General features: G+C 58.0%; 15 protein-coding genes. 6 read left to right on the top strand and 9 right to left on the bottom strand.

Annotated elements, in window-relative coordinates; all coding sequences use genetic code 11:
* Positions 1-239: 239 nt before the first annotated feature.
* Entirely contained in the window at positions 240-3,266 is a 3,027-nt protein-coding gene (locus tag ACSQ36_RS16445) for an ankyrin repeat domain-containing protein (protein ID WP_436182708.1), read from the bottom strand.
* A 123-nt stretch (positions 3,267-3,389) separates the two neighbouring features.
* Between ACSQ36_RS16445 and ACSQ36_RS16440 the strand changes: the two genes are divergently transcribed.
* Both ACSQ36_RS16440 and ACSQ36_RS16435 read left to right on the top strand, forming a co-directional pair.
* On the top strand, positions 3,390-3,644 hold the full coding sequence (locus ACSQ36_RS16440) for a hypothetical protein (RefSeq protein WP_436182707.1): 255 nt from the start codon (positions 3,390-3,392) through the stop codon (positions 3,642-3,644).
* 72 nt (positions 3,645-3,716) lie between these two features.
* Positions 3,717-4,199 (top strand): tyrosine-type recombinase/integrase, encoded by a 483-nt coding sequence (locus ACSQ36_RS16435; RefSeq protein ID WP_436182706.1) that lies wholly within the window; start codon positions 3,717-3,719, stop codon positions 4,197-4,199.
* A 368-nt stretch (positions 4,200-4,567) separates the two neighbouring features.
* Here the strand turns inward: ACSQ36_RS16435 and ACSQ36_RS16430 are convergent, their stop codons facing one another.
* From ACSQ36_RS16430 to ACSQ36_RS16420, 3 genes are all read right to left on the bottom strand, one after another.
* On the bottom strand, positions 4,568-5,743 hold the full coding sequence (locus ACSQ36_RS16430; protein ID WP_436182705.1) for a diguanylate cyclase domain-containing protein: 1,176 nt from the start codon (positions 5,741-5,743) through the stop codon (positions 4,568-4,570).
* Between the two features lie 538 nt (positions 5,744-6,281).
* Positions 6,282-6,800: a phosphotransferase-like protein gene (locus tag ACSQ36_RS16425; RefSeq protein ID WP_436182704.1), complete on the bottom strand. Its 519-nt coding sequence runs from the start codon at positions 6,798-6,800 to the stop codon at positions 6,282-6,284.
* Positions 6,801-6,922: 122 nt separating this feature from the next.
* A complete protein-coding gene (locus ACSQ36_RS16420; protein ID WP_436182703.1) occupies positions 6,923-7,339 on the bottom strand; it encodes a GNAT family N-acetyltransferase in 417 nt (138 codons plus the stop codon).
* 31 nt (positions 7,340-7,370) lie between these two features.
* On the opposite strand from ACSQ36_RS16420, the gene ACSQ36_RS16415 reads away from it, so the two are divergent.
* Positions 7,371-7,901, top strand: coding sequence for a helix-turn-helix domain-containing protein (locus ACSQ36_RS16415; RefSeq protein ID WP_436182702.1), 531 nt, complete (start codon positions 7,371-7,373; stop codon positions 7,899-7,901).
* A 65-nt stretch (positions 7,902-7,966) separates the two neighbouring features.
* Here the strand turns inward: ACSQ36_RS16415 and ACSQ36_RS16410 are convergent, their stop codons facing one another.
* Complete coding sequence (locus tag ACSQ36_RS16410; protein ID WP_436182701.1) at positions 7,967-9,199, bottom strand: hypothetical protein; 1,233 nt, start codon at positions 9,197-9,199, stop codon at positions 7,967-7,969.
* 396 nt (positions 9,200-9,595) lie between these two features.
* Here ACSQ36_RS16410 and ACSQ36_RS16405 point away from each other — a divergent pair, with 396 nt between their 5' ends.
* On the top strand, positions 9,596-11,800 hold the full coding sequence (locus ACSQ36_RS16405) for a multicopper oxidase family protein (RefSeq protein WP_436182700.1): 2,205 nt from the start codon (positions 9,596-9,598) through the stop codon (positions 11,798-11,800).
* 12 nt (positions 11,801-11,812) lie between these two features.
* On the top strand, positions 11,813-12,364 hold the full coding sequence (locus ACSQ36_RS16400) for a hypothetical protein (protein ID WP_436182699.1): 552 nt from the start codon (positions 11,813-11,815) through the stop codon (positions 12,362-12,364).
* Between the two features lie 1,112 nt (positions 12,365-13,476).
* On the opposite strand, the gene ACSQ36_RS16395 is transcribed toward ACSQ36_RS16400, so the two are convergent.
* The 4 genes from ACSQ36_RS16395 to imuA all read right to left on the bottom strand — a co-directional run bounded on the left by ACSQ36_RS16395 (position 13,477) and on the right by imuA (position 16,919).
* Positions 13,477-14,595 (bottom strand): L-dopachrome tautomerase-related protein, encoded by a 1,119-nt coding sequence (locus ACSQ36_RS16395; RefSeq protein ID WP_436182698.1) that lies wholly within the window; start codon positions 14,593-14,595, stop codon positions 13,477-13,479.
* A gap of 312 nt (positions 14,596-14,907) precedes the next feature.
* Complete coding sequence (locus tag ACSQ36_RS16390) at positions 14,908-15,816, bottom strand: DUF72 domain-containing protein (protein ID WP_436182697.1); 909 nt, start codon at positions 15,814-15,816, stop codon at positions 14,908-14,910.
* A 27-nt stretch (positions 15,817-15,843) separates the two neighbouring features.
* Positions 15,844-16,062, bottom strand: a complete 219-nt coding sequence (locus tag ACSQ36_RS16385) for a hypothetical protein (RefSeq protein ID WP_436182696.1) — start codon at positions 16,060-16,062, stop codon at positions 15,844-15,846.
* A 149-nt stretch (positions 16,063-16,211) separates the two neighbouring features.
* Complete coding sequence (imuA, locus tag ACSQ36_RS16380) at positions 16,212-16,919, bottom strand: translesion DNA synthesis-associated protein ImuA (RefSeq protein WP_436182695.1); 708 nt, start codon at positions 16,917-16,919, stop codon at positions 16,212-16,214.
* A gap of 368 nt (positions 16,920-17,287) precedes the next feature.
* Between imuA and ACSQ36_RS16375 the strand changes: the two genes are divergently transcribed.
* Positions 17,288-17,641 (top strand): DUF2934 domain-containing protein, encoded by a 354-nt coding sequence (locus tag ACSQ36_RS16375; protein WP_436182694.1) that lies wholly within the window; start codon positions 17,288-17,290, stop codon positions 17,639-17,641.
* Positions 17,642-18,299 lie beyond the last annotated feature (658 nt).

Below are 18,299 nucleotides of genomic sequence, written 5' to 3'. Positions count from 1 at the left end.
AAGGTCTGTTGTCTGGACGGAACCGACGTTTGAGCGTAAGTGTGAAGGCATGGGCCAGCGTCTATTGATTGCCGGACGCGTCCGATGTTGAACTTCCGTAGTCGACCGACTGCCGCCGCCTCGAATAGCGCCGCCGCTGTGACCGCTTCCAAGGCACAGCGGCCGTCGACTCTTCGAGTCCACCGGCGATTAATCGGCGTTATGCAAAGCGCTTTATACGGCCAACGAGGATCGGCACGTCAATCCTTCTTCCGTCTTTCGATTTCTTGCCTCACACGTTCGATTTCAAGCCGTTTGGCTTCCTTTGTTCCCCATGGTGGCGCTCTGTTCTGGGTGGCTTCGGCGGCGGCATGAATACGTGCTTTGGCCACAAGTTGGTTGGCTCTGCGTTCGTCCAACTCCCTCATTTTGGCCGCTTGCCGCTCGGCGGAGCGCTCAGCCGCAATGGGTGTAGTTCGTTCAGGTAGTCCGGCAAGGATCACAAGCTTGTCAATATTGTCCCAGGTGCTGATCCAGCCGTCGTTGTAGGCAAACTCGCTAATCAACGGGAGGTTAAGTGCCGTGTAGATCGGGATCCAGTTTTCTTCTTCGCCCTGGCGGCGACGCACAGCAAGTTTGGGATTGAACTGGTACCGCCCGGTGGATACGCGCAGAAACAGGGATCGGTTGTAGGCATAGTCTCTGTCGATTTCGTTCCTCGCCAGCACGCCAGAAAGATGCTGGCGCTTGTTGCGCTCTGGCCGCACTAGGTTAGCGGGTAAGTGTTGCCAGGCATCGAGGATGATTTGGGTCTGGAACGCGCTGTCTGCATTGCGTCGTATCTTGCTGAATCGGGCTTTGAACAATACCCACAGGGTCTGGAACAGAAAGTATTCAGACAGATGCCGGTCGATGCGGACCAGGCGATCACCCACTCTGACATCAATGCAGGGCGGAGCCAAGCATTCATAGATTGCCGCCAGCGGGCCAGCAGCGAACTTTGCATCGCCAAATGCCTGACGCAAAGCCCAGTGCAGTGCATTGTGACCATAGTGATCGACGGCATCGCGGTCGGCACCGCGCTCCAGCAGGGCTTCCACCAGCGCCACATTTCCTGCAGCAGCTGCGGCCATCAGTGGCGTCTGGTTCATTGGCAGGCGATGATCGACGCCATGCTGGTCGCACTGCCTGAGGATATCCTTGAAGTGATTGGCGAAGAAAGGGACGTAGCTCTTGCGGGCGAACACCGCACGCTGCTGATCAAAGGTTCGTGCCTGCTCGAACTTCGCCTCAACGGCCAGCCACTCGGCGAGCTGCGGTTCATCGAAGCAGGTGGCATAGTCAAAGAGTTGCTGCTTGCTCTTGTTACCCGGAGACTGCTCGCGGAAGACCTTGATCAACAGCTCCCTGACCTTGGCCTCATCGAACACCGGCCATGGCACCGGGACCTGCTTCAATATGGTGCGACGGATGGCCTCCGCCTGCTCCTGCTTGCCCTGCAGTTCGAGTTTGCGTGCTTCCTTCTGCCAGTCTTCGAGCGTGGATTGTTTGGCCTCGATCTTGGTCTGGCCCTCGATCAGATCCAGCAGCCCGAACAGATCATGCCCTGTGTCCGACTCGATCATGTAGATGTTCTTGATGGCGCGCGTCAGCGCTACATACAGCGCATTGACGAAGAACTTATAGACTTCGAGCGACTTGTCACTCTTGTCTTTGGCGCGTTTGTAATCCAGTGTCTCGACCGCCAGATCGGTCTTGACGATGCCCTCGGCGATGTCGTTGAACTCGCCGCGGTGATCCGAGATGAAACGGTAGAGCACAATGTTCTCGTATTCGAGACCCTTGGCTTCGTGGATCGAGAACAATAGCGGCGTGGCAAAGTGCTTGCGGGCGTCGGCCTTGTCCTCATCGCGCATCACCAGAACGGCGAACTGGGTGGATTGGCGAATCTTCTGGTCCAGTTCGCGCTTGGTGGCGTCCTTGTCGGGCATCAGCGTAACCTGGCCGGTCTCGCCGCCGACGGCCTGGACCAAGAAGTTGCTCTCGCGGTCGATGGAGCCGAAACGCCGCTGCTTGACCTTGAGCAACTGATTGGCGACGCGTGTGGCCTCCAGGCCGTTGCGAAAGTTGGCCGTTAGCATGCGCAATTCCTGCCGCTCGGCCACTTTCGGGTCCTTCCAGAACAGGCTCTTGACTTGGCTCCAAGAAAAGAAATTGGGATGGACTATCTGGTTGGAATCCCCGCAGAGCATGAAATGGCCTGGCTTCTTCAGGGTTTTCAGCACGAGCGCGAGTTGCGCGGTGGTGACGTCTTGCACCTCGTCAATAACCACGAAGTCGTAGCGCGGCGCGGCCAGCGCTTGCCAGTCCTGGGCGACAAGATTCAGGTCGTAGAGCTTTGCCTCGGCGAGCCAGGCACGGTACTTCTCAAACAGATTGTAGAGTTGGTCGCGCCGTTCTACGGAAAAGATCGATTGACGCACCCCCAGTGCTTGATACTCGCCGCGCGACAGGACGCCGCTCGCCCCGGCAGCAATCACGCCGCGAATCTCCTCGAAAGCCTGATGGGCTTCTACATCCTTGAAGTTCTGGCGTATGCGGGAGTACCAGCCCGAAAAGTCACGCCAGGTAGCTTCGCGTCCTGCCGGAACGCGGATCGACTCGACAAACTCGCGGTAGGACAGAAATGCGGCATCCTGGCCGCCATGCTCGAAACCGTTGGCGTAGTAAAGGTCGCGGGCGCTCTGCGCCAGGAACGTGGAGTGAGTGACGTAGAGGACCTCACCTTCGGCATGCTTGAGCTTTTCAAGCGTCAGTGCGGTCTTGCCGCTGCCAGCGCTGCCGACGACAATTAAGGGAGGTGGCTGTCGGTAAATAGTCTCTTGCGTGTCATCAAACGAGATCGGTTTGTCGAGCAGGTGAATGCCGGTACGCTCGGGATGAAGGTAGCGTAGAGCTTGCGCCTCCCTAATGGCGTCATCGGCGCTGATGTCTGGAATTTTGCTCTCGTCAATCGCCGCGCCGCGCAAGAAACGTGACTTGTCGTAGGCGTGATTGGCGATCACTTCCAGCATCAGTGCGCAGACTTCATCCCCGTGGCGCACCAGCGAGAACAACAGCCGGTCGGCGTCATCCAGCTTCGCCCGGTAGAACTTGCCGTGGCTCAGATTGGCGAGCTTCTTGACTTGGGCAGCACGGAAGTCGTGGCGAGCGATGGCCGCGGACACCTTGTCGTAGCTAGCCTTGACGCGTGAGGTGTCGAGGCCGGTGTATTCGAGGATCTTCATGAGGCGACGAGGATGCGAACATGTGCAAGAGCAAGAATTCTCTCATGATCGTGTGGCCTGCCAACTTCTATAGCAAGCTTTCCGGTCTTGAACGGCAGTTATCCGGCATGAACCGGACGCCCTATGACCGACGATTTCCTCATACTGAATGACGGGTTTTGGCGTGCGCCGTGCAAAGGCGGCGCTTTTCCAGTGGATGAAAGCCCCACCCGGCAACCGCTCCAGCCGGAAGCAACCGGAGCAATCGTGGAGGTAACGAAGCGGTTGAAGCCTTCGGTGAAGCGTGTCACGAAATACGGTGACAGCGCGAGTGTGCAGGCCGTAACGCGAGTGAACGCCGAGCAAGCCTCGAAAACGTCGATGCGCGGGCCGACCTGACTGCCATATCGGGGAAGGCTGATACGACTGGGTGAATGAGCAGGCAGGACGCCCAGCCGCTGCGCCGGGGTAGTGGCGACAGCATGCACACAAGGAAAGCGCACGCAACACGGGAAAGGTCGCAAACGACGGCAGTGTCCGCTATGGTCCGACACCGTGCAAGAGTTACGCAACCTCGCCGGCCAACGCCCGCCGCAGGAACGGGTATTCCTCAATCGCCGCGGGCAACCCCTGACACGTTTCGGGATTCACGCGGTCGTGGAACGTTGCGCTGTCAAGGCACGAGCCAATATGCCTTCGCTCGCGTCCAAGCGCGTCAGCCCGCACAGCATTAGACATTCAACTGCGACCCACCTGCTTCGATCCGGTGTCGATATCAACACCGTACGGGCGTGGCTTGGCCATGTCTCCATCGATACGACCAACATTTACGCCGAAATTGACCTGGAGACGAAGGCCAATGCTCTGGCGAAGCTCGCTATACCGAGCGATCGAAAGGCGAGCCGGCGGTGGGGCAAAGATCCTGCACTGATGGCGTTTCTCCGGTCCTTGTAGCGGGTTCTTTTATGTGGCGTTCAGCCGGCCTGATCCCGTCAGGATCGCGGCTCGGGCGCCACAAGCCCACATTTGAGCCAACACCACATATGGCACTAAATGTGATCGACCACATTTAGTGCGGGAGATCTGCACGACGGGTTCGATGAGCGGGGTGTGAAGACGGAGCCATGGTGAGGTTATTCGGGCACCGCCAGACGAAAGAGGCGGCAACAGACAAACCGAACCTACCGCCACCGCGTCACATCTCGACTCTACCGAACCCGGTCCGACAACGGACTTCCGTAGGCGACCCGGAGCGGTCAGGGGAGTCTTCTGAAAGCCGACCCGCGTCGCGAGGATACCAATCGTAGCGGTCCACACGATCGTCAGGCAAGCTCCGGGCGTGAGGCGGCCTGCGCCAATACGAGCTGATTGCCGCCGAGCGACTTCGCGTTATATAACGCCGCGTCGGCAGCTGCCAGCAGGTCAGCAAGCGTGGACGATTCGGTTCCGAACTGTGCGAGCCCAATGCTGACCGTTGCTTGTATCGCGACGCCGTCGATCCTGTGAAGGATCGTCTCAGTGAAACGTCTAGCGACGGTCTCGCCCACTTCTTTGGCGCGAAGGCTGTTATGGCGAGGAAGCAGAGCAACGAACTCTTCTCCGCCGATGCGCGCAAGAATCGCATCCGGACCCACCACGCTCCGGGCAACGTCGCCAAATACTTTCAGTACCTCGTCGCCCGTCTTATGACCGTATCGATCATTAATGGTCTTGAAAAGATCGAGATCGAATGCGAGGAGAGAGATCGGCCGACGTGGTTCTGCATCGCGGATCACACGCGCGCCCTCTTCGAAAAACCATCGACGATTGCCAAGACGGGTCAGGTAGTCCGTTTGAGAGTCTCGCAGAAGCTCGCCAAGAGTCTCCTCGCGGATCAGCTTCAGCAGGGTCATCGGCAGAACAACCGAATACAGGACGCCCTCGTACATCGTAACGTTGCTGGCGACCGACACCACGTCTCGCCCGTACCGTGCCGCCAGCAAAGGCAAGATGAACGCTCTGGCAGCATAAAGGAGCGTATGGATGCCCGTCACCAACACCGCGATGTGCCGCGACGGCATCAATTTCATGCCCTCGCATCGCAGCAGCTCGAAAGACGTCACGCCGCTGGCCAACGCGATCGGTATCGCGCTTGCGTAGTACCACACTGAATCCGCCCAGCGCGCGCCGGCCACGGCCCATGTGAGCGCCAGCAAGATGAGCAAAGCGATGGAGCTATTACGGTATTGCCGGCCGCTCAAGGTTGCAACGCCTTGCAGGACCAATAGATAGCCGGTGACGATCACGAGGTTGCTCAACGCGGAGCCAGTCGCACCGGGCAGCTTGTTACGGACCGTCACCGCCGCACATCCAATGGCAAGCGTGGCGTACCCGGCGGCGAGTATTTTCAATTCCTTGCTGCGCCTGGGATGCGTTCGATTTTCCCAGAGCGTCATCCCGGAACTCACAAAAAGCGTTCCGATGATGAGGAAATAAAGGGTGAGAAGATCGAAGTGCATCGCTGTGGAGAGAATCCTGCGCCGGTGTATTGCGGCGGCAATTCTACGAGAAAATTTGGTAATGGTTGATGGTTGGTAAGTCCTGGATGCATAAACTTAACGCCAGGAAGCGTTTCAATTGCCACTGAGCGGATCGGCGGACGAAACTGGACCATCGTTCGCGTACGGTTCGGCTACTCGCCGAAGAACGCCTGCTTTCTGACGAACTGCCAACGATCGGACGAAGTGCGTCGAATCGGAGGCTTTGAAATCAGCCTCTGGATTTTCGGCATCCTCTGTAGTTATCGGCAAATCGCGAGAATACTGAAGGCTTGTTGCGATAGCGTCGGCAATTCGGCTAATTGAGGTCCAGCTGCGAATGTCGCGCCCGCATTTAGATCATCGCGCGAGGAACAAATTGTCATCGATTCACGCGTAGTTGTCGAAGGCCCGTTTTTGGCCGAACCCGGGCCGACAGCGACCGCACCAAACCGACCCTGCTCTGCCCTTGAACTAACTCCAAACCGGCCGCTCGTCGCGGTAACCGGGTGCCATGTTGTCAGGTCGCCCCAATCTGCGTCGCGATAAGCGTGCGGATCTGACGGGCGCCTTCTTCTGGACTGCAAGTGGACGTGTCGAGACACATCGAATACGGTCTTGAATAGGCCGGGTTTCCGAACTGCGATCTGGCCATTCCCTCACCGCGATCGCCTCTCGCACGTTCCCGTTGTTCAAGAACTTCCAATGGACTCCAGACACCAACAACAAACGTCCGGCGAGGCGAGAGCGCGGCAATACATTTTTCCAATGCAACTGTATCTCTCAGCACAAGGTCAAGAACGATCTCGAAGTGGCTCTCAGCGGCGCGTCTCAAGGTGGACTGTAAGTTGAGGTGATGAATCGCCAACGCCTGATCGAGTTCTTCAGCGGATCGCATATCGCGCCTGCGAGACATCTCGACAAATGCGTCAAGCGTGATATGAAAAACAGGCACGTCCGAACTGTCCTGAAGCGCAGTCGCGATGCTGCTCTTTCCCGCACTGGTTGGACCGTGCAATACGATAGCGGTAGGTGCCATAGCTTTTTAGCAACTCCGAATCAGGTTTATCTGTGCTAGCGGTGACAGCAATCCCGAGCGCCTTCTCATTGTCGACAATCTTGACGTAACCGTCGACGGTCTCTTTGTGGCCGGCTGCTGTCTCAGGGTGTCAGGGATCTACGCAAGAAGTGGCGTTCGTGCCGACCACTAAATCCTGAAAGGCGACCGAACTCCGAGTAGCCGAGCTTCTTATAAAATGCGAAAGCTTGGAAGCTGAGTGTGTCTAGAAACGCATGCTTGCAGCCTCTTCTCGTCGCTTCCGCTTCAGCAGCTACCATCAATTCGGATCCAAGACCTGCTTGACGGTGGTCTTCGTGGACCCACAAGAACTGTATTTCGAGGTATTCCCAGTATGTCTTCGCTGTCAATCCGCCAATGATGCGCTGTTCACCGTCTCTGATGAACACGCATAAGGAGCGGACATCCTCAACGGTGAATGCTGCGTTATAAGCCCGGGTCTGAGCAATTACAAACGCTTCGTCGCGGTCGTCAGGAATATCGGTGAGTTCGATGCGCATGAGTCGTCGAAGATTGATGGGGTTTACATTAATGAGCGATCTGTCCGATGAGGTTAACCGGCTGCTTCTGGCCGCACTCTGTTCCCGACCGATCGGCAGTAGCCGACAGCGCACGGCAGATCGCCATGCTATGCCACACGATCGACGGCTGCGACGGCTTGCGCATATGCTCTTGGCTAATCCCGCCGACAAGTCCACGATGGGCGAATGGGCGAGCTACATCGGCATGAGCGAGCGGACCATGAGCCGACTCTTGCTCCTGGAGCTCGGTATGAGCTTTGGCCGCTGGCGCCGGCAGATGCATGTCATTCTGGCGCTCCAGCGAATGACGAAGGGCGACGGCGTGCACGCTGTCGCCCTGGAACCCGGCTACGAGAGCGCTAGCGGTTTTGTAACAATGTTTCGCAAGGCTGTAGGCAAGCCTCCAGCACGCTATCTTTCGGATCGGATCACAGATGCTGCTGGACGGCAGTCTCTGGCCATGCCTGCGATCACCTTACCGGATCGGGGCGGGGTTGAGTCCGAGCATGAACGTAACCGATTGGCGGAGGTGCATCATTAGCGCGAGCACTGTACCGACAGCCGCGCTCATCATAAGCAGTTCGCGTGGCTCCTGTTGCATGCAGGTCAACTCCGCGCTCGAAAGATGTCATTACCGGAGCATCGAGCGTAAAGCGAACCCGTCGTATGCATGGTCGAGCTCAATGCAATGATCCGTTCGAAATCGCGTAGTCCAGCCGCCCCGGTTTTTCTCAGAATGGTGCGAATCTGGCTGCGTACCGTGTCGAGCGATACGCGTCGTGTACGCGCAACATCTTCAGCTGTTACGCCGCCCGCCAGAGCAACCGCGACTTCCGCTTCAGAGCGCGTGAGCCCGAACAGATCGATGAGCAGCCCGACGGGTGGCGATGATGGCCTGAGCAGATGGCGCGTGAGCACGGTCGCCGCGCCGTGGATGACGCTCGTGCCCATATTCGGCTGCGTTGACGAAGACAGGTGTCGCAGAGCGGGACACACCAAAGCCGACAGCATGGCGGAATCGCCTGGCAACGCGCCTGGACGTGCGTGGATTTGCATGGCGCCACCGGCGCCGCCTCGAGAGGCGGCGCCCACCAGGCGGCAAAGCTGCGAGTCGTCGTCTGGATGACGCGCGAAAAGTCTGCATGCGCCTGTAACTGGTCCGGGCCGAGGCCGTGCCGAGGACAGCCCAGACTGCGAATCGCCTAGCAACGCTGCCGCTTCCGCGTTGTTGTAAAGGATTCGCATTTCCCTGTCGACGACGATGACGCCAATCGGAAGTGCATCGAGCGCGCCGGCGCCAAGGCTGGATGTTGTGGGCACTAGCCGGGCGCGCATCTGAAGCCCGCGCTGCAGATGCGGAAGCAACTGGGAGAGAGTTCGCTTGTCCTCCTCGCCAAATGGTCGCGATGCCGCATCCCGGTGCAATCCAAGCGGAATAACCTTCGACACACTGATCAGGCCGCCGATCATGTAGCGTCGCGAGCTCTTGCGTCCAAACTCGTCGTAAAACTCGCTTTTCACATAGCTGGCGTCCGGAATAATCTCGTGACCGAGCCGGACGTCCCCCCGCCGACGCACTGTTTCCTCGACGCTCACCTCGCGCGCAGATGCGCGATAGGGATCAAGAAGAACGTACCTGGACGCGTATTCTTCGTCATAGGAATCGCGACGCATCAGGAGGTTGCCTGGCGCGCCAGCTTCATCCGCCAACCATAGCGTCGCACGTTGTGCCTCCATAAGCGTCATCAGCCTGTCACCAAGATCCTGCCAGCTCGCCCCTTCGCCGAGTGCGGCAGCATAGATCAGATCGACAGCTTCCAGGAGTTGGTTGCGTTGCAAGGGAGTCTCCGTGTGCGGAGGCCATTCAGCGTGACCATCACCACTTCTGGTGATGGCAAAGTACGCTCAATATTACACACTTCATTCGGCTCCCACCCAGTTGAGGCAGTGCATCGAATTACCGCATGGAAGCAACAGGCGCGAGCGCAACGTCTGAGGTCTGGCATCGTCCAGGTTTGGACGAGCGTAGCGGGTGAGTGCGCGACGGCGATGAACCGAACCTGATCCTACGAGCGGATATGCACTTGCTATCTGTCGCTGAGCAACCGGGCTTCGTTGCCCGGGCATGGTTTTCGAAGTGCGCGACGGCGAACGGTTCGGCGAATCAAACCCAAGAGCGAACTTCTGCGATTAGTCATCCTAAACAAATCAAACGACGCTTGAAGGAGAGACACCATGTCCAAGGATGCGGCGAAACATCGCAAACCGGCAACAAGCTCTCGCCTGGGTATGATCGCCTTGACTGTTGCTGCCTTGTCGCCGATCCTTTTCGCGCATGGCTGCAATAGCGGTGCTGATAACGGCCCCACTGTCGTTGCGCAGACGAAACTGGACGGGAACTGCTTTGCGAAGTTCGCGATCAGCCTGCCGGTGTTCGGACCGGCAGGCTCAATACCGCGCGTGGATGCGGCGGCTCACCCCAGCCTCACCGTCACCATGACGGAGACCAATCAGCAAGTGCTGCCACCAGGTTCCTACGCTCAATGCGGCTCGGGTGTCACGTTCGGTCAGACACGCGTATGGACATACCAGACCACAGATTCCAACACCGGCGCAGTGCTTGGTCCGGCCCACTGGCCGGCGGTCACCATCGTGGCCCAGCGCGGCATCTCCACCCAGGCCACATACGTCAACAAACTGCCGAGCTTCGATCCGGCGCATCCCAGCGGCCCCGGACTGGTGCAAGGAGAACTGCCATTTGACCAGACCGTGCACTGGGCCGATCCGTTGAAGGGCGGCTGTGGAATGCAGATGCAAGGCGCGAGCACTACGCTGCCATGTAAGCAGAATTACATCGGTCCCGTTCCCGCTACCGTCCACTTGCATGGTGCTGAAATTCCCGCCGCCTACGACGGTGATCCAGAATCGTGGTTCACGCCAAACGGACTGAAAGGCGCAGATTTCCACTCGATCGGTAGCCCCGCTCCCGGCACGGCGATCTACGAATATCCAAACTCACAGGAACCAGGCACGCTATGGTTCCATGATCATGCTCTGGGAGTCACGCGTCTGAACGTCTACGCGGGGCTCGCAGGCTTTTATTTTCTCAAAGACCCCAACACAGAGCCGCAAGGATATCCCAGCGGTCCCGACGAAATCGAAATGGCGGTACAGGATCGCATGTTCGACACGCGTGGGCAGCTCTACTTGCCCATTCAGCAGGCTTCCCTTAATCACCCATTCTGGAGCCCAATTTTCGAGGGCGATGTTGCAGTCGTGAATGGGGCGGCCTTCCCTTACCTGAATGTCGAGCCGCGACGCTACCGCCTGCATATCCTGAACGGCAGCCTGAATCGCGGATATACATTCGTCTTCGGCAACGCGCCCGTTTACCTGATCGGGGCAGACGACAACTACTTCGACAAACCCGTGCCCCTTGCAGTTTCTTCGGGCGGGACTTTCGCGGGTCTACCTGTATCGCCGGGTGAGCGGGCCGACATCATCGTCGACTTCTCCAATTTTGCTGGTCAGACTATCGAACTGACAAATTCGCAGCCGGGCCAGGATGTTCAACTGCCCGATATCATGCAATTCCGGGTGGCGGCGTCGGCGTCAACGCCTGATACCAGTTGCGATCCTGCAAACCCCGAGGCGGCTTCCGGGCTCTGTGCCAGGGAAAACCCATTGGTTCACCTGACCGATGGAAACGGCAAAGTGCTCCCTGGGGTAAAAGTCGATCGGGTCAGGCAGATGGTCCTTTACGATCACGTCGAGACGTCCGGCGGCCCCGTTCCAACGGATATCAAGGAGTATGTCAATAACACCACGTGGAACGGCCTGGAGTCCCCTGGCATCGCCCATGATTTTCCGAGCGATGGCATCAGCGAACTGCCACGCGTCGGGTCGACAGAAATGTGGGAAATCGTTTATCTGTCGACAATGACCGGAGCCAGCCATCCGGTTCACCTCCATCTGACGCAATTCCAGGTTCTCAACCGTCAGGCCATCAATACAACTCAATATCTGGCGGACTGGAATAAAGCATTCGGTGCGGCAGGCAGCAGCCCAGCGCCTCTGCCAGCGGGATGCAAGGCCGGTATGTATTGCGCCGACTATGGTCCTCCCCTGGACTACGCAACGCCCAATAAAGACGGTGCGCTTGGCGGCAATCTTCCTTTCAGTGGCTACCTGGAAGGCGCCACCATCGCGCCAACGTCTGGAGAATCGGGATGGAAGGACACGGCGGATGCGCATGCAGGACAGGTCCTCAGAATTCTTGTGCGATGGACGCCTTCGAGCGCTCCTGTGACCGACAACCAATCCGGCGCGGGACAGAACCTGTACGCATTCGATCCGACGCAGGGATACTACGTCTGGCACTGTCATGTCCTCACCCATGAAGACAATGAGATGATGCGACCGTATCGCGTGACGAACTGAAGGTGGACTGATATGCACTTCGTTCTATCGGCACGTCTGAAGCCGCATTCTTCCCGGGTTCATGGTCCTTTGGAGGCCGCAAGCATCATTGCCCGACATCCTGATGGTGGTGCCGCGAACATGAAACGGCTAACGGGTTACTTCATGGTCGCGGCGGCATTTTGCTTTTTTCCCGTTGCCACATCCGTTTCTACTCCGCTCGAAAATGAAGTTACGGTCTACATGCTGTCTTGTGACGGAGAACCGGTCAACGATGTCTGCCACGGCATGGAAAAAACCTACCTGCCTTTCACGTACGAGGTTTCGGTTGATCAACATTCCGTGTCGTACTGGACAATGGGCGATCCGGGTACGCGACATGAGCTTTCGTTCTGCGCAGTTCATGACACAAACAGCTGGTTATGCCAATGGAACAGTGATGAAGTTCCGAAGACAAGGTTCGGGATGGTGTCCGGAAAATACGTGGAGATCACAACCTGTGTGACGGATACGACTCACCGACCTCCCATTCAGGTACCAATGTGGCGTTGGTGGCTTGTACGGTTGCATGAGAAGCTTTCCTGAAGCGAAAGGCCGCAGCAGTTACCGCCGGCAAGCCGCTGCCCACGAGCAGCCTCCTGAAGCGGCGGATCCGAGTCCTTAATTCTAAAGACGAATACCGGCGCCTAGTAGCGATGTCCTGCGCAGATCGCAGCGCGACGATGCCTTCATTGCCTCAGAGGCTTACCCTCTTCAACGGGCGAGCGTAGCACGAACTTCAACGGATCCGAAATCCAGATCTTGATAGATCAGATCCGATGGGTACCTTGCTGAGTAGCTGTGAATGCCCGGTTGGATCCTGTTGACAACGAGACTTGCGAGTGTGCCATTGGCGCTCAGGGTCGCATAGCCAAGCGGGCGCGTTCCTTCAAAGAAAATGACTGGGTTCGCCAGTTTTGGAGACGCGACAGACAGCAGCGGCGCACCGGCCCCGCCGACCCTGGTGTTAAGGTAAGTCGTCTGGGACATAATGGGTTGTACCACCGCGTTCAACGTCACTGCGCTCCCCGCAACCACAGTTGCAGTCTGCAGGTTCGTGTCCGGTCCTGACGGATGCTGGTCGCCTATGCCCAGATACAGGTCGCCAGTTACAAACGGAGGCTGTGCTTTCGGGCATATATAGGCCAGGGATTGAGAACTCACTGGCGTTTTTGAGGTATAGGAATTGGCGTTTTAGTCTATATGACGATGTCCTTTGTCGCGTATGAGAGGATTGAGACGCGATGATCGAGATCGTGGGCGTTGAGAGGCTGGCGCAAGATGCACAAACCGCGTCAAAACCGATGTCGGATGTGCTGCGAACTTCGGTCATTCGACGGCGGGAGTTGAAGGTCGCTTGACGACCTCTGCCCTATGGACGATCGGCGGTACCCGACCCGAACCGGGCGAACGACATAGATCCGGTGCGACGACCGTTTCCAAGCGCGCAGCGGTCATTCAACCCTGCGGGGGAGCACGGCGAACCTCCCCAGCTTCGGCGCTGGACTCAACCGGGCCGGCTGGAGTGGATCAATGCGTCACTGGCCGTCGCGGCGCCAACAGGTGCGCGATCGACCGTACGGGGCGACGTGAGCCCCGCACAAGTCTGGATGCAGGCGCGCAACGCTTCCTGACCTCCGCCCACCCCTAGCGGGGGTTCATCCGGGCAACTTCGCCCTGAAAATGGTGAGCGGCCCGGAACGTGGCAGATGATTCTTGAATGTCACCTCCCAGAGGTGGGAGTCAGCGATGTAGAGATAACCTTGGCTGATAGCGAAGCCGTCCGCCCAGGACAACCGCCCGGGAGCGCGTGCGAAGAGGCGCGATTTGACTTTGTGCGTAGCGGGATCAATGTCGAGAGCAACGATGGTGCTGTGTTCGAGATCGCCGCCATAAAGCGTCCCATGCTGATCCATGATCAAACCGCCGGTCAGTTCGGCCGAGCCGAGATATTGCACCTTGCGCGACAGTTGGACGGGGGTCAGCCGGACATCGATCAGGGCACTTGTTGGCACTCGCCAGTAGTTGTGATCGGTCAGCGGCCGATAGTAGATCCATTTGGCATCCGGAGAGAGCGCGATGCCGTCGGCGTGGATCGCGACCGGTTTGCCATCGTTGGTTTCCGCAGCTTGATCGCCGATCATCAGATGCTGCCGGGGATCGGCAAAGGTTGAGCGGTCGCCGACCAGAACCTGTCGCGATCTGCCGGTTTTAAGGTTCAGCGCGACCAGGCTACCGCGATTGCCGACGTTGGTCAGGTACGCGTACCCATGGACGAGGTCGATGCGCACATCGTTGAGCGAGTCGGTAGGCGCTACGGTGCCATCGAAGCCATAGCTGCGGATCGCCTTGTTGCTGCTGAGGTCGAACTCGACCAACTTGGGCTTCGCGCCCGAACTCGCGGCAGTCAGCACCGCTCTCCCGGAATCGAGCACCCACAGATGGTCGGCTTTGTCCACCCACATCGCCTGCGGGACCACCCACTCATGCTCCGTGTCCGTGCTGGAGGTATTCCAGGCGTGATCGGGATATGGGGTCACCGCGCCGGTTTGCGCATTGACTTCAACGAGCCTGTCGCCGGACTCGGCTGCGGGGGCGCTCGCGAAGATGCGGCCTTCGTGGGACACACCAATGCCAACAAGCTTGAACGTGTCGAAGGTCTTGACGGTTTCGAGAGGTGGCCCGTAGTCGCCTTGCCGGGCCGATACAACGGGTGAGATAGCGGCGGCAACTGCGGCACAGAGCAGCACGGTACTCGCAAGCTTCACAATTTTCACCTCATTCTCCACATGTTAAGTAGCTTGTTCGTTCACACTAAAACGGAAAGCGGCAGAAACGCTATCAGGACTTTTCTCGATCCAGATTGGCGATCAAAAACGACGATGGATAAGTGCGTCGCGGATTGTTCGCCTGTGCAACCTGCGATCGTTGGATGTCTTCGTGCAATTGTCGATGGTGAAATGCCGATCGTCCTTAGGCGCACCGGTTGTTTTTACCGGTCGAAGCGGCCGGCCAAATGTCGGATTTACGGTGGAGACGAACGACGCCTCGTGGCCGCGCACTGCCTTTGCCGGCCATCGTCGAAACGATCATCGCGGGATCGCGTTCACGCCGAGAATGCTCATTAGAGTCTTCGCGTTACGCTGTCCTTGATCCTCGAAATTATTGTTCAGGACAACGTGCGTTTGATCTACCGCCCGCGAGATATCGAGGATCAGTGTCGCCAGCTCTGAAAGCTCTCCGTCGTTGTAGTCGTAGTTAAACCGCGATGACGCCGCAGACGCATCCTTGATATTCCAGGTCTCATGATTTCGGCCGTGCAAGCGAATGAGAGCAAGCCTTCCGTTCGTGACCTCCCAGACGGAAGGGATGCTGTTGGATGGCCCCTGTGGTTCATCCACGACGACGTTCACCAGGCCTCTATCCCGTTCAATCGCCAAAGTCGATGCGGCGCTCTCGGCCGCGAACCAACTCTTATGTCGAGACTCTGCTGCCACCGTGTGACCTTCCATCACGTCGGCGCAATGTTCGACATGTGCTCGACCCTCCTTGTTATTCACGATCCAAGGTGCGAACTGGAAGTGCACAGCGCCTAGCTTGCCGGCGTCTTTCAACGGCTGAAGGGCGTCCAGATACCGCCGCCAAAGCTCCTTCAGAACGTCACCCGGCGTATCTTTGTAGTACAGGTTTTTCTTATCGCTTGCTGGCAAGGCGGCCTGGATGTCTTTAGGAAGCTTTTTAGGGTCTATCTGGTGACCAGTGAACAGCCGAAACGCTTTGATATTGAAAATAAAGTCTTCCGGAGTACGGGCTGCCCACAGCGCGGAATTCGACGCGCTTGGCATCGCGTAATAGCTCGAGTCGACTTCAACGAGTGAAAATTGGGAAGCGTAAAACCGCAGCCTTGCTTCGGCACTGGTGCAGCCCGGCGGATAAAACCGCTTACACGCGATCAACGTAGGGTCCGTCCACGAGGCGGTTCCGACCTTTATGTTCACGTTGACACCTCCGATCCGTGCAAGCAGTCAAGCCCAGTTTTCATCACAAAAGGCGATGGCCCACGACCGCGCGCGATCGACAGCTTCTTGCGCCGTCAAACAACTTCCCAAGTCGCTCGCATGTTGCTCTCCTGCTATGTCTTGTCCCTCGACTTTTGCGCGCTGAAGCTTCGCCCGCGCTCGAAACCCGGTGGCGGTCACTTGCGGCGTCACATCGATTTGGACACTCTTGTAGCTGAATTTCACATTGCTCTCCGCGTTTCAAACTGCTCGGCTTCCGTGCCGCGATCGAGTCGTCCCGGCGCCGCGTCGACGCTCATAGAGCGGCGAGCAATTCTGCCTCACATGCTCGCTATTGTGCATCGCCGCGCCACGCGCGCTACTGCCTGCCGGGTTCAAGGCAGGACGTTCGCATCGACTAAGTCGTTGCCATATCCAAGGACTTCCCGCAGTTGGCTCCGGCGAGCGCGTGTGTGCGGACTGAGCAAGGCTGGCATCGGATCTGTTCGAATGACGATTGGTCCGGCCGCCGCGGGCCCCTTTCGCTTCACGATCTCGACCGACACGCCGTTTTCAGCCGGGCGAACGGCAAGGCGGAGCGTCGCCGGCGAGGAGTTCAACGCGTCCGCGACAGGGCGATGCAGGAAAAACAGCGTTTCCGCCGACTGAGCGGCCAACATCAGCCGCCGCAACGACTCGGACCGGATGTGTTGCTGCCAGAAAATCACGGCACCGAAGCTGCCAGCCCTCAATATCTGCTCCACAGACCATAGCGCGTCCGCCGTCGATTGTGGTTTGAGCCATATCAGTTTTTCAACGCCCACACCTTGGTAAGCAAAACCTGCTGACTGGGGAATTTGCGGCGGTTTCACTAGCGCGATCGGCCGCTTCAGCGACGCGAGCGCAGGCCGCAAAACGCGCATTTCGCCAATGCCGGTTCGCTGCACCAGCAGTTCAATGAGCGTACTGACTGGCCAACCACCTCCCGGCAATTCAGCGGACAGCGTCTCGTGCCCGATGTCGATCACCTGGCCGGCAGCACGCGCGAGTTGAGACCCTAGCCACAAGGACGGGTGGATATCTTCCAGTTTAGCGAGTCCCATTGTGCATCCCAAATACCTGTATATTTGTACAGTATGGTATGCATCTAGCACTGCGGGTAGGGGAGCTAATGGGCGTAAACTGGCGGCGCCACGGCACTTCCAACTGCCCGTTGCCTTGCTTTTGCTGATTGCGTTTTCGGACGAAGTCCATACCGTCACAAAGGCGAACGAGCGAAGATGACCAACCGCTACCGCCTCGGACCGTGCGACCCCGGCGTCGATTTGCTGTTGTAAGCCGGCGCGGACCCAAGTGGACTGTTCCCTGCCATCGACGCACGTGAAAATAGGCCCGACAATTGCTGAACAAGGGGCCAGTTCTCTACGGCAACGACTAGACATTGAAAGGGGGCACAAAGATGGCGGAGCGCTTGGTCGACGTTTTGGACCGCAGTGGAGTTGTGCTGCATACCTATCCGATTACACTGGGGGAGTTCGGCGACACCGCGGATGATGCCGCCTATGAAGCAAAGGCGTTGGAAGCAGCGGCGCACGGCCGCCTAGTACCCAACAATGAGCTACAAAGCTTGACCGCCAAAATCCACGTTAGTCGAAGCGGCCAGATGTCGTCTTACGGCGACAATGTGCAAGGCGATTCGGAAACAAAAGTGGGTCTCGAGCAAGCCGTTCGTGAACGCGCTTACGCGCTTTGGCAACGAGATGGAAGTCCTGCAGGGCGGGCCGACGAGTATTGGGAGCGAGTCATTAAGTTCCAGGCGCAGTAAGCGGTGGCTACAGTTGTTCGTTGACGATATGACCGATCGACGCCTGAAGCGCCCAGGAATGCATCAAACGCCTTCTTCGCGGCAGGCGGTCACGGCATTGGGTCCCCCAAACGAGTGCGAAACTCTGCCTTTTTCAGTTTCCGTGATGAGTTGGCGTGTAGGCAGGTGCTCGGGTGCAAACGTAGTTGCCGCGACTGTCGCTCAACGTGCGCGGCGAACTTCAATGTTTGTGGTCGACCCACGAAAACCCCCAGCCGACAGCGCAGCCGAAAGCCTCGTCTGCCGTGCCGAATAGCGCGAGTTCGCCAGAGGAGTGCTCTGTGGAATGAATGTCGAAACGGGAGTTCCCGTGTCGAGCGCGCACCACGGCGGATGCGATAAATCCGTTAAAAACGGTGCGTGCCCCAGGAACAATGCGAAAACCTTTGTAGTGCAGATGCATAAGCCCTCCAAAGATCCGTTTCGGTGTTTATCTTCTTAACGGTCGCCTCATTCTTCAGAGGTTGCGACGACGTGCACAGGCTAGTTTCGATCTAAGCCTGTGCACGCGTATGGCTGGACGCAAGCGGATGTGCTGAGTATTTTTTGCGATTGGGCCGCAGCACTGAGCACCGCGTCGGGCACTAACCGTGCAGACTTTGTTATACACGCATTTGTT

It is taken from the genome of Caballeronia sp. LjRoot34, from assembly GCF_964253815.1.
Classification (GTDB): Bacteria; Pseudomonadota; Gammaproteobacteria; order Burkholderiales; family Burkholderiaceae; genus Caballeronia.
This window is presented reverse-complemented; position numbering and strand designations above follow the sequence as displayed.

Coding starts and splice junctions, on each gene's coding strand:
- ACSQ36_RS16445 (WP_436182708.1), bottom strand. CDS start 3,266: ATGAAGATCCTCGAATACACCGGCCTCGACACCTCACGCGTCAAGGCT.
- ACSQ36_RS16440 (WP_436182707.1), top strand. CDS start 3,390: ATGACCGACGATTTCCTCATACTGAATGACGGGTTTTGGCGTGCGCCG.
- ACSQ36_RS16430 (WP_436182705.1), bottom strand. CDS start 5,743: ATGCACTTCGATCTTCTCACCCTTTATTTCCTCATCATCGGAACGCTT.
- ACSQ36_RS16425 (WP_436182704.1), bottom strand. CDS start 6,800: ATGGCACCTACCGCTATCGTATTGCACGGTCCAACCAGTGCGGGAAAG.
- ACSQ36_RS16420 (WP_436182703.1), bottom strand. CDS start 7,339: ATGCGCATCGAACTCACCGATATTCCTGACGACCGCGACGAAGCGTTT.
- ACSQ36_RS16415 (WP_436182702.1), top strand. CDS start 7,371: ATGAGCGATCTGTCCGATGAGGTTAACCGGCTGCTTCTGGCCGCACTC.
- ACSQ36_RS16405 (WP_436182700.1), top strand. CDS start 9,596: ATGTCCAAGGATGCGGCGAAACATCGCAAACCGGCAACAAGCTCTCGC.
- ACSQ36_RS16400 (WP_436182699.1), top strand. CDS start 11,813: ATGCACTTCGTTCTATCGGCACGTCTGAAGCCGCATTCTTCCCGGGTT.
- imuA (WP_436182695.1), bottom strand. CDS start 16,919: ATGGGACTCGCTAAACTGGAAGATATCCACCCGTCCTTGTGGCTAGGG.